Source organism: Pseudomonas sp. NFACC46-3 (genome assembly GCF_900114515.1).
Classification (GTDB): Bacteria; Pseudomonadota; Gammaproteobacteria; order Pseudomonadales; family Pseudomonadaceae; genus Aquipseudomonas; species Aquipseudomonas fluorescens_Q.
In genome coordinates, this window is sequence record NZ_FOTH01000001.1 from 515,508 (window position 1) to 531,863 (window position 16,356).

Below are 16,356 nucleotides of genomic sequence, written 5' to 3' on the forward strand. Positions count from 1 at the left end.
ATGCCGATCAGTTAAGCCTCAAACCTGTGGGAGCAAGCTTGCTCCCACAGGTTTTGTGTCATGTGATCCTTGACTGACTGGCATTAGCCCTTGGGCGGCCTTTTTCGTTATGGCACGGTGCTCAGGCTAACCGGGCACGGTATTCGTCACGCAGCAGGCGCTTGAGCAGCTTGCCGTTGGGCTCACGCGGCAAGCTCTCGGCGAAGTCAATCACCCGCGGACACTTGATCGGCGACAAGTGCTCGCGGCAGTAGGCAATAAGCTCATCGACCAGCGTAGGGGAAGGTTCCACGCCCGATTCCAGTTGCACCACCGCGCGCACCTCCTCACCAAAGTCACGGTGAGGCGTGCCGATCACCGCGACGTCGAACACCTTGGGGTGAGTGATCAGTACGTTCTCGGTCTCCTGCGGGTACACGTTGACCCCACCGGAAATGATCATGTTGTTTTTGCGGTCGGTGAGGTACAGGAAGCCATCGGCATCCACATGTCCGATATCGCCCACCGTGGCCCAGCCGGCCGCATTGTAGGCCTCGGCGGTTTTCTCCGGGTCCTTGTGGTAGCTGAAGCGCGGGCCGTTGGCAAAATACACCAAGCCATCCTGACCCACCGGTAACTCCTGACCGTCCTCACCGACGATATGCAGCTCGCCGAGAATGGCGCGACCGACAGTGCCGGGACGCGCCAGCGCGGTCTTGCTATCGACCATGGTGGAACCGATGCTTTCAGTGCAGGAATAGAACTCGGCGAGGATCGGCCCCCACCATTCGATCATCGCCTGCTTGGTCGGTACCGGACATGGAGCCCCCGCATGCACCGCAACCTTCTGACTCGACAGGTCATAGCGCTCACGCACTTCCTGCGGCAGCGCCAGCAGGCGGTGGAACATGGTCGGCACCCACTGGCTGTGGGTGACGAGGTAGCGCTCAATGGCTTTGAGGGCGTTTTCGGAGTCGAACTTCTCCGCCAGCACCAGGATACCACCCAGGATGGTCATGCCTTGCCCCCACTTCATTGGCGCGGCGTGATAGTAAGGCGATGAAGAGAAATACACCGACTCTTCGTTAACACCAAAACCGCGCTGCATAAGACCTGCGATTACCGCCGTACTACCCAAAGGCAAACCGGTAAGGTTCGGCTTCACCCCCTTTGGCCGCCCAGTAGTACCCGAGGAATAGAGCATTTCGCTACCTTCCACGGCACCACGAATGGGGCTGCCATCGAACGCTGACAACGCGTCATCGAATAGCTTGACGCCAGGCACCGGGTCGAGGCTGTAGATCTGCGGTGGCCTTGGCAAGGCGCGCACGGCATCAAGGATCGCTGGTGCTGTCTTGGCACTGACCAGCAGTACCTGGGCTTCGCAGTCAGCCACGATATAGGCCGCCTCGAGAGCAGTCAGACGCGTACTGATAAAGGTGTAATACAAGCCAGCATAATGCGCTCCCCACTGTACTGCTGGACACTCCAGGCGATTTTCCAGGCAATAGGCCACGTGATCACCTGGCTTCAGACCCAACCACTGGTAAAGGCGGCCGAGCCGGTTGGCATAGGTATCCAGTGCGGCGTAGGTCAGCGTGGCGCCTGTTTCAGCCATGATCACGGCGGGTTTTTCCGGCGTACGCATTGCATGCACGCCTGGGTACAGTTGGGGTTGCTTGTCGCTCATTGCAGCGGCCTCTTGACAGTTGGCATTGCTTACGCTCGTGTGGCTGCACACGATTATGGTTGTTATGCAGTGGTTCACAGATGCTTGAGTATCCAGCCGAGTATCTTGCGCACTCGTGGCTTGTAAGGCGGAAAGAACATAGTCGCCAAAAGCACCTGCGTCTTGACGATGGCGCGCTCATGGGAAAATGCGCGAATGCCCCATTCGCCATGGTAACTGCCGATGCCGGAGTTATTGACTCCACCAAACGGCAGGTTATGGTGCAGAAAGTGTGCGGCAATGTGGTTGACACAAGTACCGCCAGCACTGGTACGGACAATCAGCGCATCGGCACTGGCCGGGTCGCGACTCCAGATATACAACGCCAGCGGTTTGGGCGCTGCGTTGATGCGCTCGATCACCTCATCCAGATGATTGAAAGCGATAATTGGCAACACCGGCCCGAAGATTTCTTCTTGCATGATCCGCGCGTCATCAGGTACGTCCCCCAATAACGTCGGCGAAACAAAATGCGCGCCGACATCCACTGCTCCGCCATAAATCAGCCGCGCACCGCGGGCCTTGGCGTCGTCGATCAGGTCGGCCACACGCTGGGTGTGACGCACGTTGATAACCCGTGACAGTTCAGCATCCATGGCGGCCAGTCCCTCGCCGTACCAGGTGTCAAGGTGAGCGCAAACGCGCTGCACAAACTGCGCACGGATGCTGCTGTGAACATAAATGTGGTCTGGCGCGATGCAGGTCTGCCCGGCATTGATGAACTTGCCCCAGGCGATGGTCTTGGCCGCAAGCTCGATGTCAGCGCTCTGGTCGACCACCACCGGCGACTTGCCGCCCAATTCCAGGGTGACACTGGTGAGATGCTTGGCTGCAGCGGTCATCACCACCTTGCCAATCGACGGCGAGCCGGTGAAAAAAACATGGTCGAAGGGTAGCTCGAGTAGCGCCTGTGCCACACTGGCATCGCCCTCAAACACAGCCACTTCGGACTCATCGAACACTTCACGAATGATTTTTACCAATACCGCCGACAGGTTTGGTGCAATCTCCGAGGTTTTGATCATCGCCGTATTGCCACTGGCAATGGCCGGGATCAGCGGCCCCAGGGTCAGCGTTACCGGGTAATTCCATGGCGCCAGAATCAGACAGCGCCCCCGCGGCTCATAGCGAACCCAGGCGCGAGTTCCCAGCATCATCATCGACTGTCGCACACGGCGTGGCTTTAGCCATTTCTTCAGGCGCCTGCAATAGTCCGAGATATCCATGATCACCGGCATCAGCTCGGTGAAATCGACCTCCACCGGTGGCCGTTTGAAATCTTTCCCGGCGGCCTCGACTATGGCTTCGCGATGCATCATCAGGACCTCACGCAAGCGTCTCAGCTTGGCGATGCGCTGCTCGACAGTGGAGCTGCGCAGGCTTAGTGCCGTCTGGCGCTGAATCGCAAATATCCGCTGGATATCCGCCGCCAACTGCGGCGTCAGTGTCTCGGTAGGGAAGATCGGTGCCGGGGCAGCGGACATGGCGCAACTCTCTGGTGTAGGACTGACTGACCCTCATCATCGCCAACGCTTCGAAGATGGAAATCGTCGTAAACGACGACACTGAACAATCCCCCCTTGCCTAGCATGCAGGCATCAGCCCAAAGCAAAGCATGGACATTCCTATGATCGACAGTTACCAACCGCGCTGGATGAACGAAGAGCTTCTGGCGCTGCAAGATCTTGCCAGACGTTTCACCGCCGAAGAAGTTACCCCCAATCAGGAGCGCTGGTACGAACAGGGCGCCACCGACCGCGAAGTCTGGCTCAAGGCCGGTGCCGCCGGCATCCTGCTACCGGACATCTCCAGCGAGTACGGCGGTTCCGACGGCACCTTTGCCCACGAAGCGGTACTGGCCCAAGAACTGTGCTTGGCCGGTGATACCAGTTGGCGCTGTGGCCAGCAGATCCATGTGATCGCCGCCCACTACATCGAACGCTACGGCAGCGAAGAGCAGAAACAGCGTTATCTGCCAGGCCTGGCCAGCGGCGAACTGATTGCCGGCATGGGCATGACCGAACCCAGCGGAGGCACCGACCTGCAGAACATGCGCACCCGCGCCATCAAGCAGGGCGACAAGTACATCATCAACGGTGCCAAGACCTTTATCACCAACGGCTCCATTGCCGACATCCTGGTGCTGGCGGCAAAAACAGACCCCAAGCAAAAAGCCAAGGGCGTCTCGCTGTTCATCTTTGAAACCAACAACCCGGGCTTTCGCGTCGGCCAACGCCTGAAGAAGATCGGCTTGCACGGCTCTGACACCTGCGAGCTGTTCTTCGAAGACTGCGAGGTGCCCGAAAGCGCGCTGCTCGGAGGCGTCGAAGGCCGCGGTTTCTACCAGATGATGCAGGACCTCACCTACGAACGCACCTTGACCGGCATCAACTGCGCCGCCGTCATGGAACGCGCTTTCCGCGTGACCCGCGACTATGCCCACGACCGCACCATGTTCGACAAGCGCCTGATCGATCTACAACACCCGCGCTTCGAACTGGCCGAGATCAAGACCGTGGCCACTATTGCCCGGGTGTTCTCCGACTTCGCCGTCGAACGCTATCTAGATGGCACCATCACCGCCGACATTGCCTCGATGAGCAAGTGGTGGATCAGCGAGCAGCAATGCGAAATCATCAGCCGCTGCCTGCAGTTGTTCGGCGGCCACGGCTATATGCTCGAGTACCCGATTGCCCGCATGTACATCGATGCACGCATCGAACCCATCTACGCTGGCTCCAACGAGATCCTCAGGGAAATCATCGGCCGCGGCCTGTAACGCCCCCTTGGCGCAAGGAGACAATGATGTCGGATAACCTAGAATTTGACGCCTTAGTCATTGGCGCGGGTGCCGGTGGTCTGTTTACCGCAGCACTGCTGGCAAAGCGCGGCTACCGCACATTGCTCGTGGAGCGTCTCGGCGAAGTCGGAGGCCGCGCATCGACTCGTTACAAAGATGGCTTCGCCGTGAATACCGGGGCGCTCGGGATTGAAATAGGTACAGAAACTGAAGAGGTGTTCAAAGAAGTTGGCGCACGGTTGATAGTGCGTCAACCCTCGCCGGGTATAGTTTGCCGGGTCTCAGGCAAGGATATAAACATCTCGGCGGGCCTTCCTGGCATGGCAAACCGTGTCGCTATAAAGCTACTGCGGCTTGCTCTCCACGTTATCCCACCACTCCAGCCCCGCACAGGTGAGTCCAGTCATGCCTGGGTTACACGCTTCACCAACAATCCGACGGTCCTGGGTCTACTTCACAACTTCATTGGATCAATCTTTGCCACCACACCACACCTGTTACCCGCCGATCTTTTTTTGCACTACCTGACGACCAAAGGAGCATTCAAGCAATTCGGATTCCCTCCTGGTGGAACTGTAACGGTATGGCAGGAACTCCTCACGTCCTACAAACGTCACGGCGGCGAGATTTGGTTGAACGCGCAAGTACAGCAACTGAGTTTTGCAGCCGACGGCACAGTGAACGGTGCAACGGTCAATCGCGATGGAATCCCACGGCAACTGACAACCAAGCTGACGGTGAGTGACATAGGGCCACAGGCAACCCTTGGCCTGTGCGGGGACGCAAACCTTCCCGCCGACTACATCACTACGGTAAAGCGCCAGTACCAGCCAAGCGCTATCATCACGATTTACTTTGCCAGTACTACGCCCCTGGCCAGTTTCCCAGGATTTGCCTGCTTCAGCTCCACCCGGAGGCTCTGCTACGCAGCGAATTTCACGCAAACCTGTCCGGAAAACTCGCCGCCAAACTGGCATGTTTACTGCGGAGCCAGCGTACCGCAACCCTGCACCGGTGACTTCAATGAAACCAATGAAATAGAACTCCTGAAAGCCGACCTGCTAGACGAGTTCCCTGGCTTCGCGCAGGCACGCATTTTGGACGTGGTAGTGACCCGCGACGAGTGGCCCGCGCAACGAGCCATGGCTGGCGCGGACTTGCCGAATGAAACCCCCATTGCGAACCTCTGGAACGTCGGTGATGGCGTCAAAGAATGGGGTAGCGCGGCAACGACCGCCTGTGCCGAAACTGCCATTCTGGTAGCGGCCAAGATTGAACGAGCATACCCCTGGCAAGTAGCACAAGCGGCGCTCGAGCCCCAACAACAAGAACATGCAAAAGCCGTATCACAACCCATCCCACAATCCCACGCTGTTGACCACACCAGCAGTAGTCCTAAGGAAGCACTATGAACCAGCGCGTTTTCAGCATCAGCGCCTGGAGCGGTACTGCCGCATTAGTTGTTACCTGTCTCGGGTGGCTGATCGCAGGAATACTGCCACTCCCCCTAGGCCCCTCAACCAGCGCTATAGAAGTCGCCGCGTTCTTCATCGACGATGCGACGGTGACGAAGATGGGCTTTGTCATTGCTTCCGTAGGGGTTGGACTGATGCTTCCCATGTTGGCTGCTATCTCAATGCACATGTTGCGCATGGAAGGTCGTTACCCATTGCTCAGTTTTACCCAGATGATTGCCGGCGCAGTTACCGTGATACTTAACACCCTCCCCCAGTTACTGTGGGCGACCATCGCCTTTCGTACCGATCGAACACCCGAGGAGTATCAAACACTGAACGATATCGCTTGGTTGTTGCTGTTCACGGGGATCATACCTTTCATGATCCAAAACATTGCCATCGGCACGGCAGTGCTCAGCGCCCCCCACAGAGTTTTTCCACGCTGGGCAGGGTTCCTCAATCTGTGGGTTGCACTGGCCTTTGTACCTGACGTACTCGCTTACTTCTTCATGAGCGGACCATTCGCCTGGAACGGGATCTTCGTCTTCTGGTTGGCATTGGGGGCTTACGCGGTATTCCTGGTAGGCATGGGCGTTGCAATCAAACACGCCAATGCACAAATCATTGCCCTCGCCAAAATGGAAAGCGCCTCTGCATGACCTCTCAGGTCCCGGACTTTCTCTGCAACGACGTCGCAATGCCCATAGAGGGTAAACCGTCGCATGCCACCGATAACAACCACCCTGGCGAAGCGGGAATCTGGGTATTCATCTTCGGTGACATGATGATTTTTGGTGCCCTCTTTTTGACGTTCCTTTGGAACAACCGCCAAGATCGTAGTGCCTTTTCAAACGATGCAGGCAGTCTGTTTCAGAGCATCGGTGGCATCAACACACTCATCCTACTCCTCAGCTCATACTGGGTTGCGCTCGCTGTGGGCGCACAGCGTCGCGGTCATACCGTCCGCGCCGGCCGCCTGATACTAGGCGCTTTGGTCTGCGCGTTAGGATTCGCCAGCCTCAAGGCAATCGAATACAGCATTGAAGTAGCCAATGGGCATACACCTACAAGCGCCTTGTTCTTCACCTTTTACTTCGTTCTGACTGGCATCCACTTATTGCACGTTCTGATTGGCGTATGCCTGCTCAGCCTCTGGTGGAGCAGATGTCACAGCCAAGCGCCTTGGAGCGATGAGCGCGTCTTTGTCGAAATCTCGGCGGTCTACTGGCATATGGTCGATCTGCTGTGGATCCTCATCTACACGCTGCTCTATTTGGTATGCATCGCATGAGTGCTTCTTCGCAGCAACATGTGACCATCGTCTGGCTCTCTCTGGTATTAGCCACCTGCGCTACCTGGTGGCTGAGTACCAGCCATCCTTTTTCCGCCACCAGCGAACACCTGACGTCCTCCATTGCGATAGCCATCGCCTTCATCAAGGTCTATTACATCGGCATGGACTTCATGGAGCTTCGCGGGGCTTCTCGGGTACTGCGCCGCATTTTCATGGCCTGGATCGGACTGACTGGCGGTGCAGCAATCGCACTCTATGCCATCTAGGTGCAACCATGGTTACCGCCAGGCCGTCAGTCTTCGTGATCGTAAAGTGTGTTAGATCAATCCATTCAACTTCGTAGCCTCGCTTGCTGAGGCAGACTTACAGGAAGTCTGCACATCAACCCTGGCTCACTGGAATCCTGACCACCAGCCCATCCCACTCCTCGCACATTTTCAATTGGCAGCCCAGGCGACTGCTCTCATTGACCTCGAAGGCGCCTTCCAGCATGAAGGTTTCGTCGCTGCTGCGCGCCGGCAACAGTGACTGCCAGGCGGGATCGACATACACATGGCAGGTTGCACAGCTGCAGGCCCCACCGCATTCGCCGTCGATGCCCGGCACCAGATTGTCGACGGCGATCTGCATCAGCGAGCGGCCTGTCTCGGCCTCAACGCTGTGCACCACATCAGAATGTTCGATAAAAATGACTTTCGGCATAGTTCTACTTCCTACTGTTCTGGCAACGACGTCAGAGCGCTGCGGCAAGTAACGACTTGAGGTCAACACTTTCGTCCGCCAGCACTTGTGGATCGACTTGAACCCGCTCGGCAACCAGACGCTTGCCGACCATGAAGTCCTGCGGCCGGTTGACCGCGTCGACGGACAACACCACCCCCTTGCGCAGGTAAAAGGCGCAGAAGGATTCAGCAGCCATATCGCCCCGCAGCACCAGTTGGTCGTAGCCCTGGGACAGGCCGACTATCTGCAGCTTGAGATCAAATTGGTCGGACCAGAACCAGGGTACGGCGATGTGTGGCAGGTTCTTGCCACAGATCGTATGAGCGGCCGTGCGCGCCTGCTCCTGGGCACTCGGCACCGATTCGATGCGGATGAGACAGCCGAGGAAACCGTTGACGTGTCGGGCGCAGTCGCCAACCGCCAGGATGTCTGGATCAAGGGTCTGCGCGTAAGAGTCGACGACGATGCCGTTGTCGATCTCCAGACCGGCGTCACGGGCCAGTTGGTCATTGGGCAAGATTCCGATGCCGACGATGATCAAGTCGACCGGCAACTCACTGCCGTCGCTTAGCTGCACCGACTCCACTCGCTCGGCACCCTGGAATACCTGCACGCTGGTTTCCGTACGCACATCCACGCCCCGGCGGCGATGAACGCCCTCGTAGAACGCGGAAATCTCCGGAGCCGCGACCCGTGCCAGCACCCGTGGCGCCGCCTCCAGGACGGTGACCTGCAGGCCGTTCTTGATCCCGACCGAAGCGGCCTCCAGACCGATGTAACCGCCGCCGATCACCAGCAGACGCTTGCCCGCGACGAAGTCCGGCTGTAACCGTTCGATATCCGCCAGGTTACGAATGTAATGGACATTGGGCTTCTGCGCAGCCGGCTCCTCCAGGCGACGCGGCCGCCCGCCGGTGGCCAGCACCAGCTTGTCATAGGCCTGAGTCCGGCCATCACTGAGCGTGACGGTCCGCCGCTCGCGGTCGATGGCGCAGACCTGCACGCCGGTCCAGCACGCCACCTGCAACTTGTCGTACGCGGCCGCACTGCGAATCAGCAACGACTCGCGGCTCGCCTCACCGGAAAGGTAGGTCTTGGACAACGGCGGGCGCCGATAAGGAAGCTCGGGCTCATCGCCGATCAGGATAATCCGGCCGGGATAGCCGTTCTGACGCAGCGTAGCCACCAGTTCGGCACCTGCATGACCGGCGCCGACAATGACGGCAGTTTCGTTCTGTGGATACATGGGGCGGCTCTCTTCGAGATGACTATGGCTTGCATTTTTCAGTCATGCTCGCCCGCCGCCGGAAGCCGCACATCGTCGTTTGCGACGAACTCGTGGCGGCTCCCTTACCTGCCATCCAGGGGTCAGCAACGGGCTCACGCCTGGTTGATCGAGCCGCCTGAACAACGGGGCTGCCCGGCGCAGGAAGGGGCTTCAGGCAGCAACTGCATGACGCACTGGTAGCAGCCCCAGCACGCCTCCCAGGCCTCGTAACCGACATTGATGACCCGCCCTCAACCCGCCGCCGTGCAGCCCCAGCACCTGCGCCATTCCATACTGCTCATGGAAGACGAACTCAGATTAGGAAAGACAGGGTGAAAAGGGCCTTGTCGTTGTTAACCAAGACCACTTTCTTGCGCGCCATGCGCAGGCCGCCTTCTTCTCGACGCAGCAGGTATTCGTTGCGGGTGCACCACACGGTGTCGGCGCGCAGGTTGGACTCGAAGACCATGGCATTAGCCGCCACCCGAATCTCGTCACCACTGGCCTCGATGATCTCGACGTTGGACAGCACCCGCCCCAGGCGCGAGCGCGGAGACTGAGTGTGGCGCTTGCCAGTATGGAACTGCTTGATCCGCAGGGCGATGCGCGAGCGGTTGTCATAGATAATCGACATCTGCGTTTCCGGGTCGATGTCATCGCCGTTGGCCGGCACCCAGTACACACCGTCGGTGGTCCATAGAGCCTCCCAGTCGTCGTACTCGTGAGTATCCTGCAGGCGGGCTTCGCGGTAGAGGAACTGGCTAACTTCGACGATCAGGTTTTTTTCCGGGATAACTGCACTGCCCATTTATTGCGCCTCCATCAGGGAGCGGTAGTGGCTCCAGATGCCACGTGTGGTCACTTCGTCGGTAGCGTCACCGATCAGGAAGCCGTCAGCATCGCGGCGCTCACGCGCCAGGCCGCGGCCGAGGTAGTTCCACTCCGGATTGCGGCTGCGAACCCCACGTTGGGTGCGCTCGTACATTTCCGAGTCGTCGGCGAGCAGGAAACCAGCCGGCCCGACCGAGCCCATTGTCTGCTGGCGCAGGCGCCGATTGAGATCGGGCGCGCCCTTGAACTGCAGCGCGGTGACGTGTTGCACGGTCTCGTCGACCGCCAGCGGTTGGATCACGAAAATCTGGATTTCGGCGATGAACAGGTTGGGGAAGATCATGATGTGTGGCGTGCCATCGATCATGATTTCGTTGGCGCGCTCGGTGCCATATGCTTCACGCATCTTGCTCACGTACTCGGGCAGGCGTGCTTCGGTGGTGCCAAACCAGCCCATGGGCTGGCCGATGCGGCGGAACTCTGGTCGCAGGTCGATCTCGGTGTGGCCACCGCCCATATCCCGGGCCACGGCAGTGGAGTCAGCACTGTACAGATCGCCGATACCGCTGGAGGCGACATCGAAGATCGAGGCATGAACGAACTGAGGATGGTAACCATCGGTCTCGTTCTCGACGATGAACTTCCAGTTAGACTTGGCCTTGTGCTGCAGGAAGCCGGCAGTGATTTCCACCTCACCCTCGGGCGACGTCACCACCAGCGCATCGAGCGCGCCACGGGCAGCCCCCAGGTGCTCCTCCAGCGTCGGCCCCTCCACGGCCATGCTGCCGAACACAAAGCCCTGGTAAATGCCGATGCGCGCCACCTTGCCCAAGCCCAGAGTGCTTCGGTCGGTGCCTTCGTAGCCGGCCGCGAACGGATAACCGCGCAAGCTACCGGTATTGGAGAAGGTCCAACCGTGATAGGGACAGGTGAATGACTTGCGATTACCCGCATGCTCCAGGCACACCTGGTTGCCTCGATGCGGGCAACGGTTGAGTAGCAGATGGATCTGCCCCTCCCCGTCGCGGGTCATGATCACCGGTTGCGGGCCGATCGACTTGACCACGAAATCGTTGAGCTTGGGAACCTCGCTGACATGGCCAACGTAAACCCAGGTGCGGTACCAGATCCGTTCCAACTCGAGCTGGAAAAGCTCTTCGTCGGTGTAGACCGAGCCATGCACGCGGTCATGCTGGACCAGGTCATCCCAGTTACGGGTGGGAATTAATGTCGTCATCGCGAACCTCTGAAGGGGAGTGAAGACTCGATAGCCGGCACTGTATCGATGTCCCCGAAACCCCAGATCGTCGTTTTCGACGAATTCCCCAACACCCGCACCAGACAGTCCAGTCGCTGCCGACTAACTGCTTAATTGAACGACCCGTTTCTTAACCTCTTCAATACGACTCACGCTCCTGCATTCGCCCAGAAAACCAAGGGCGCCAGGGTCGAGCACACCCTACATTCCCGCTCGTCGGATTCGACGATTTTCAAACACCTGCCGAAACCGGCAAGCAGGCGAAATCACTTTTTTATTCAGATAGATAGCAGCAGATCAGCGGCTCTCAAAGATTAACAACGTTATTTTTACACAGTTAACAATACTGAAAAATGCTGTTAATTTGGCCCCACACCCCACTGAACACGATGATCCATGGCCCGCCCAGTCTACTCAGCCGATGAAACCGAGAACCTCCGCCAGACCCTGGTGCGAGGAGCCCTGGAGCTGTACCTGGAAGAGGGTATGGACAACGTCACCCTGCGTCGGATCGCCAAGCGGGTGGGACTAAGCCACACCGTCGGCTACCGCTACTTCGCCAATAAGGAAGCCCTGGTCGCCGAGATGCGTCGCGCATGCCTTTTGGAGCTGAAGGCCGCCGCAATGCCGGCCAGCGATGACGAAAGAGATCCGATCGAACGCATCCGCTCGACGCTTCGGGAGTTACTGGCGTTTGGCAGCAGCCAACCAGCCAAATACCGGCTCATTTTTTCTGACACTCAGCCGGATCTCACCGAATACCCACCGCTGCTGACAGAACGCTGGGAGTTTTTCGCCTCGTGCGTCGATCTGGTACAGACCGCCATTGACCAGAAACGCCTGCATGGCAATGCCCTGTTACTTACCCACGGTCTATGGAGCCTGCTGCACGGGATGCTCTCTCTGCACACGGCTAACCAGCTGGTGCATGGCCTGTCTCTGCGCGAAATGGCATGGCCGCTGATCGACAGTTTTCTGCACGCAGGCGATATCGCCCCCCCAACAAAAAACCCGCAGCCACCGACTAGCCAGTCGTCGCATAGCTGATGTAGAGGAGAAGACCTGTGACTATCAATGCCCTGGCTCGCTTTACCGTCCCCCTGGAAAAGCGCGCGGCCCTCGAAAAATTGTGCCGTGTCCCCGGCGCTTCCCCCATGGTGCTTGGACTGCTGATCGCCTCCACCGGCGGCGTGATTGTTGCCGACATCCTGGCCGTGCTCGGCTACTTCAACCTAGGCTGGACCTGCCTGCTCAATACCTTCCTGATGTACTGGCAGTTCACTGTGGCCCATGACTCGATTCACCGTTCAGCGGCGAAGAATCAGAAGCTCAACGACCTGTTTGGCCATATCGGCATGGCCACCTTCGCACCGCAGATCAGCTTGGGAATTTTCCGTTGGGCGCACATCCAGCATCACCGTTTCACCAATGGCCCGAAAGATCCCGACAACTGGATGCACGGCCCCTGGTGGAGCCTGCCGGCACGCTGGTCCATGCTGGAAATTGGTTACCTGCTATTCATCATGAAAAACCGGGATCCGATCGCCATGCGCCACCTGCGCGGCACACTGCTCAATGCGGCGATCACCCTGGCCATAGTCGCGGCGTTGACCTACCTGGGTTATGGCATGCATGTGCTGCTGTTGTGGTTCATCCCCTCGCGCCTGGTCTTCATCTTGGTGGGCTGCGTGTTCTTCTGGCTGCCCCATGTCAAGGACGACGTGGAATCCGAGCAGGACTTGACCCTGGCTACTTCCATGCGCCTGGGCCACGAGTGGTTGCTGACGCCGCTGTGTCAGTACCACAACTACCACCTGATTCATCACCTGTTCCCGACCATGCCCGCGTATCAGCATGTGAAGGCCTGGCAGCTGCTGGAGCCGGAGCTACGACAGCGCAACCTGCAGATTCAGCATGGCTTCGCCATTCAACCCGTCATCCATCTGGCCACCTGAAGAGGAGCCGACCATGAAACGTTGGCAATGCAGTTTCTGCTCACACATTTACGATGAGCGTCTTGGTGATCCGGACAACGGCATCCCTCCCGGCACCCCGCTGGAAGACCTCCCTGACGACTGGATGTGCCCGGACTGCGGAGCCGGCAAGGCGGACTACTTCGAGATTGTATGACTCATCATCGCCCGGGCCACTTTGGCCCGGTGTACCTGCACAAATGCGTTGAATGAGACTCCCCTACGCCCTCCAAGCTGCCCAGAAGCATCCGCCAGAAGCCAAGGAGCGTCATATGCGCAATCTGTCCGTGCGTGCAAAGCTGTACTTTCTGATGTTCTGCTTCATCACAAGCCTCGCCGTCGTAGGGACCGCCAGCCGGCTCGGTATCCACAATGCCGGCCACAGCATGGAAGAGGTCAGCGGCGCGCTAAGTGCCGTTGATGCCTTGGCATCTCTGCGTCACGCGCGACTGATCTCCATCGCCGCCATGCAGGAGGGCGCCAGTTGGCGCCCCGAGGCGTTCGACTCGATGAGCGACAAGAGCGACGCCCTGGCCGAGGCCCACGACCTGTTCAACGACATCCTCACGCGCCACCGCCAAGCCTTGACACAGGCCGAGCTGGCGTTCAAAGCCTACGATACCCAGACCAAAAGCATTGAAGAGCAGGCCCTGTGGCAGGAATTCAGCGCGCTGTGGAACGAATTCCAAAGCGCCGACCAAGTGCAGACCGAAATCTGCGAGACCCTCGCTCAAGCGAAGAGCTGGGACGACGTACATATTCGCTCGTTGGAGCTGGTAACTAACACCCTACCCTGGGCAGCGGCGATCCACGCCTCCAGTGAGCCGCTGGAGAAACTGCTCAAGCTCGGAGTCACCGATGCCACGCAGGCGCAGGCTGGCGGCGAGTCGGTAATCGCCACCGCCAACAGCCTGATCGCCAGCGTACTAGGGGCCACCATGCTGATCCTCGGTATTCTCGCCGCCCTGATCGTACGCAGCGTGGTCAATCCGCTGCATCAGTTGCGCTCGACCTTCGAACAGGTGCGCAGCAGCAACGATTTTTCCCTCCGTGCACTTAACCATGGCCGCGACGAGGTGGCGCAAGCCGCCAGCGCATTCAACGCCTTGCTCGAACGGGTGCAGACTGCCTTGCTCGAAGTGATGGTCGGCGCTAATCGCATCGACCAAACGGCCCAACAGACCAGCACCATGGCTAAACAGGTGGCCAAGAGTTCGGTGCAGCAGAACGAAGCAGCCACAGACATCGCCAGCGCGATCGAACAGATGAGCGCCTCCATCGGCCAGATCAATGCCAGTACCCGCGATGCTCACGCCCGAGCCCAGGATGCTGCGGACGCCGCCGGTTGTGGCGCGCAGGCAATCAGCCGCACAGCAGAGGAAACCGACCAGGTGACGCGCCAGGTCGGCCGAGCGAGCGAGACTATCAGCGCACTGGGCAACGAAACGGATCGCATCACCACCATCGTCGAGGTGATCAAGGCGGTTGCCGAACAGACCAACCTGCTCGCCCTTAACGCCGCCATCGAAGCAGCAAGGGCCGGCGAGCAGGGCCGTGGCTTCGCCGTGGTGGCCGATGAGGTACGCCAGTTGGCCGAGCGCACGCGCACTTCGGCCGAGGAGATCCGCGATATGGTCAGTTCCATGCAGGCCTCCGCCCGCCAGGCCGTCGTGGAAATGGCCATAGTGACCAGCCGCACTCGCGAAAGCCAGGCGCTATCGGAAAACGCGGCGGCCAGCATGAACGAGATCCTGCAGAGTGCCAGCCTGGTATCGGAGGGAATCAGCGCGGTTTCCCTGGCACTGATCGAGCAGGACCGCACCACCCAGATAATCGCCCAACGGATCGAGGCGGTGGCGCAGATGAGCCAGGAAAATTGCAGCACCGGCGAACACGCCGCAGCGGTCTCCCGCAGTTTGGACGGTGCCGCTGCTGACCTGCGCCAGGCCATTAATCAGTTCAAGGTCTGACCCCCGTTAATTCGTCGATTTCGACGACGCCGGGTGGACGTCAGGGGGAGAAGATAATACCTAAATAACAGTGTTCGCGATTCATCGCTCAGGGAATGCCTGAAGAAGACTTACCGAATCTAGTGAAATGCGCCGACCTCGTTGCCTGGACTTTTTGACGATGCAGACCGTCTTCCGACCGACGCAAACTCCGCGAAACTATATTCACCCTGACAGACCGCATACTGAATTTCATGAAACAAATACAACAAGCGCATAGCCATCGGAGAAAAACCATGAAATCCATATACAACATCCCCCAACGCCCCCACTTCACAAGTTGGCGCTGGTGCGGCTGGGCAGGTTACCTATACTGCATTATCGTCCTTATAGCCTGGGCTGGAGTTGCGGGCTTTTTACCGCCTCCCGCACAGAGCCTTAGCGTAGATGAAACCCATCAATACTATATTGACAACAGCCTCCGCATCCGAATCGGCATGTTAATGATACTCCTATCCACCCCCCTCTATTACATATGGGGCAGTGCAGTTTCTAGAACCATGCAATATGTCGAAGGCCCGAATGGCACGCTTTCCCTCATACAATTAATGGGGGCTTTCGGCACTGTAGTGGCGACCTGGGCCTCATGCGTAGGCTGGGAGGCATCCGCCTATGACCCCGAACTGAAGACAGCACAAGACATAAAATTGCTGGCCGATTACTCTTGGTTGTGGTTTGACACCACAGTCATGGTATCCGTCACCCAGTTTGTTTCATTTGGCTGCCTGTGCCTAATTGATAAAAACCCAAGACCGCTATTCCCCAAATGGCTGGGATGGTTCTCGATTGCCATGGGCCTATCGTTCCTTATGGCAGTATTAATTCCATTCTTCCGGACAGGCCCATTCGCGTGGAACGGTCTACTTTGCTACTACGTTGGCCTGTTTGATTTCTTTATATGGATCATCATCGCCACTCACTATGTACTGAAAGCCATTAAGCGCATCGAGCAGGATTCTATTGGCATCGCTTGACTGCAATTGTTTACCGAGCGCCATTGATTCCCTGCAAAAAATGATAGAGCGACCGTCCTATT

At 58.4% G+C, this 16,356-nt stretch carries 16 protein-coding genes and 1 pseudogene; 11 read left to right on the top strand and 6 right to left on the bottom strand.

Features of this window, described 5'->3' with window-relative positions; translation table 11 throughout:
• Positions 1-121 precede the first annotated feature (121 nt).
• A complete protein-coding gene (locus BM300_RS02105) occupies positions 122-1,669 on the bottom strand; it encodes an acyl-CoA synthetase (RefSeq protein WP_092344531.1) in 1,548 nt (515 codons plus the stop codon).
• 74 nt (positions 1,670-1,743) lie between these two features.
• A complete protein-coding gene (locus BM300_RS02110; RefSeq protein ID WP_092412223.1) occupies positions 1,744-3,192 on the bottom strand; it encodes an aldehyde dehydrogenase family protein in 1,449 nt (482 codons plus the stop codon).
• Positions 3,193-3,335: 143 nt separating this feature from the next.
• Between BM300_RS02110 and BM300_RS02115 the strand changes: the two genes are divergently transcribed.
• The 5 genes from BM300_RS02115 to BM300_RS02135 are packed head-to-tail and all read left to right on the top strand — an operon-like array spanning position 3,336 to position 7,525.
• Positions 3,336-4,487 (top strand): acyl-CoA dehydrogenase family protein, encoded by a 1,152-nt coding sequence (locus tag BM300_RS02115; RefSeq protein WP_203417420.1) that lies wholly within the window; start codon positions 3,336-3,338, stop codon positions 4,485-4,487.
• A 26-nt stretch (positions 4,488-4,513) separates the two neighbouring features.
• Positions 4,514-5,920, top strand: a complete 1,407-nt coding sequence (locus tag BM300_RS02120) for a phytoene desaturase family protein (protein ID WP_092412225.1) — start codon at positions 4,514-4,516, stop codon at positions 5,918-5,920.
• Complete coding sequence (locus tag BM300_RS02125; RefSeq protein WP_092225430.1) at positions 5,917-6,624, top strand: hypothetical protein; 708 nt, start codon at positions 5,917-5,919, stop codon at positions 6,622-6,624. Before BM300_RS02120 ends, BM300_RS02125 begins: the two co-directional genes overlap by 4 nt.
• Entirely contained in the window at positions 6,621-7,256 is a 636-nt protein-coding gene (locus tag BM300_RS02130; RefSeq protein ID WP_092225428.1) for a cytochrome c oxidase subunit 3, read from the top strand. Before BM300_RS02125 ends, BM300_RS02130 begins: the two co-directional genes overlap by 4 nt.
• Positions 7,253-7,525 (top strand): cytochrome C oxidase subunit IV family protein, encoded by a 273-nt coding sequence (locus tag BM300_RS02135; protein WP_170861999.1) that lies wholly within the window; start codon positions 7,253-7,255, stop codon positions 7,523-7,525. Before BM300_RS02130 ends, BM300_RS02135 begins: the two co-directional genes overlap by 4 nt.
• Positions 7,526-7,640: 115 nt before the next feature.
• On the opposite strand, the gene BM300_RS02140 is transcribed toward BM300_RS02135, so the two are convergent.
• The 4 genes from BM300_RS02140 to BM300_RS02155 all read right to left on the bottom strand — a co-directional run bounded on the left by BM300_RS02140 (position 7,641) and on the right by BM300_RS02155 (position 11,317).
• The gene (locus BM300_RS02140; protein WP_092412229.1) at positions 7,641-7,961 is read right to left on the bottom strand and encodes a 2Fe-2S iron-sulfur cluster-binding protein; all 321 of its coding nucleotides are present in this window, start codon (positions 7,959-7,961) and stop codon (positions 7,641-7,643) included.
• 31 nt (positions 7,962-7,992) lie between these two features.
• Positions 7,993-9,228 carry an NAD(P)/FAD-dependent oxidoreductase gene (locus BM300_RS02145; RefSeq protein ID WP_092344523.1) on the bottom strand — a complete coding sequence of 412 codons (1,236 nt, stop codon included), beginning with the start codon at positions 9,226-9,228 and terminating at the stop codon, positions 7,993-7,995.
• A gap of 334 nt (positions 9,229-9,562) precedes the next feature.
• The gene (locus BM300_RS02150) at positions 9,563-10,057 is read right to left on the bottom strand and encodes an aromatic-ring-hydroxylating dioxygenase subunit beta (protein WP_092225420.1); all 495 of its coding nucleotides are present in this window, start codon (positions 10,055-10,057) and stop codon (positions 9,563-9,565) included.
• A complete protein-coding gene (locus BM300_RS02155) occupies positions 10,058-11,317 on the bottom strand; it encodes an aromatic ring-hydroxylating oxygenase subunit alpha (protein WP_092225418.1) in 1,260 nt (419 codons plus the stop codon).
• Between the two features lie 417 nt (positions 11,318-11,734).
• Here BM300_RS02155 and BM300_RS02160 point away from each other — a divergent pair, with 417 nt between their 5' ends.
• The 6 genes and pseudogenes from BM300_RS02160 to BM300_RS02180 all read left to right on the top strand — a co-directional run bounded on the left by BM300_RS02160 (position 11,735) and on the right by BM300_RS02180 (position 16,294).
• Positions 11,735-12,385 carry a TetR/AcrR family transcriptional regulator gene (locus BM300_RS02160; RefSeq protein WP_092225416.1) on the top strand — a complete coding sequence of 217 codons (651 nt, stop codon included), beginning with the start codon at positions 11,735-11,737 and terminating at the stop codon, positions 12,383-12,385.
• A 17-nt stretch (positions 12,386-12,402) separates the two neighbouring features.
• Positions 12,403-13,293 carry a fatty acid desaturase gene (locus tag BM300_RS02165; protein WP_092344521.1) on the top strand — a complete coding sequence of 297 codons (891 nt, stop codon included), beginning with the start codon at positions 12,403-12,405 and terminating at the stop codon, positions 13,291-13,293.
• A 13-nt stretch (positions 13,294-13,306) separates the two neighbouring features.
• Positions 13,307-13,468 carry a rubredoxin gene (locus tag BM300_RS02170; protein ID WP_063321856.1) on the top strand — a complete coding sequence of 54 codons (162 nt, stop codon included), beginning with the start codon at positions 13,307-13,309 and terminating at the stop codon, positions 13,466-13,468.
• Between the two features lie 115 nt (positions 13,469-13,583).
• Positions 13,584-14,423: pseudogene (locus BM300_RS31610) on the top strand (Tar ligand binding domain-containing protein); the annotation flags it as partial.
• Between the two features lie 78 nt (positions 14,424-14,501).
• Positions 14,502-15,281, top strand: coding sequence for a methyl-accepting chemotaxis protein (locus BM300_RS31615; protein ID WP_371914648.1), 780 nt, complete (start codon positions 14,502-14,504; stop codon positions 15,279-15,281).
• Positions 15,282-15,556: 275 nt separating this feature from the next.
• Positions 15,557-16,294, top strand: a complete 738-nt coding sequence (locus BM300_RS02180) for a hypothetical protein (protein WP_092142536.1) — start codon at positions 15,557-15,559, stop codon at positions 16,292-16,294.
• Positions 16,295-16,356 lie beyond the last annotated feature (62 nt).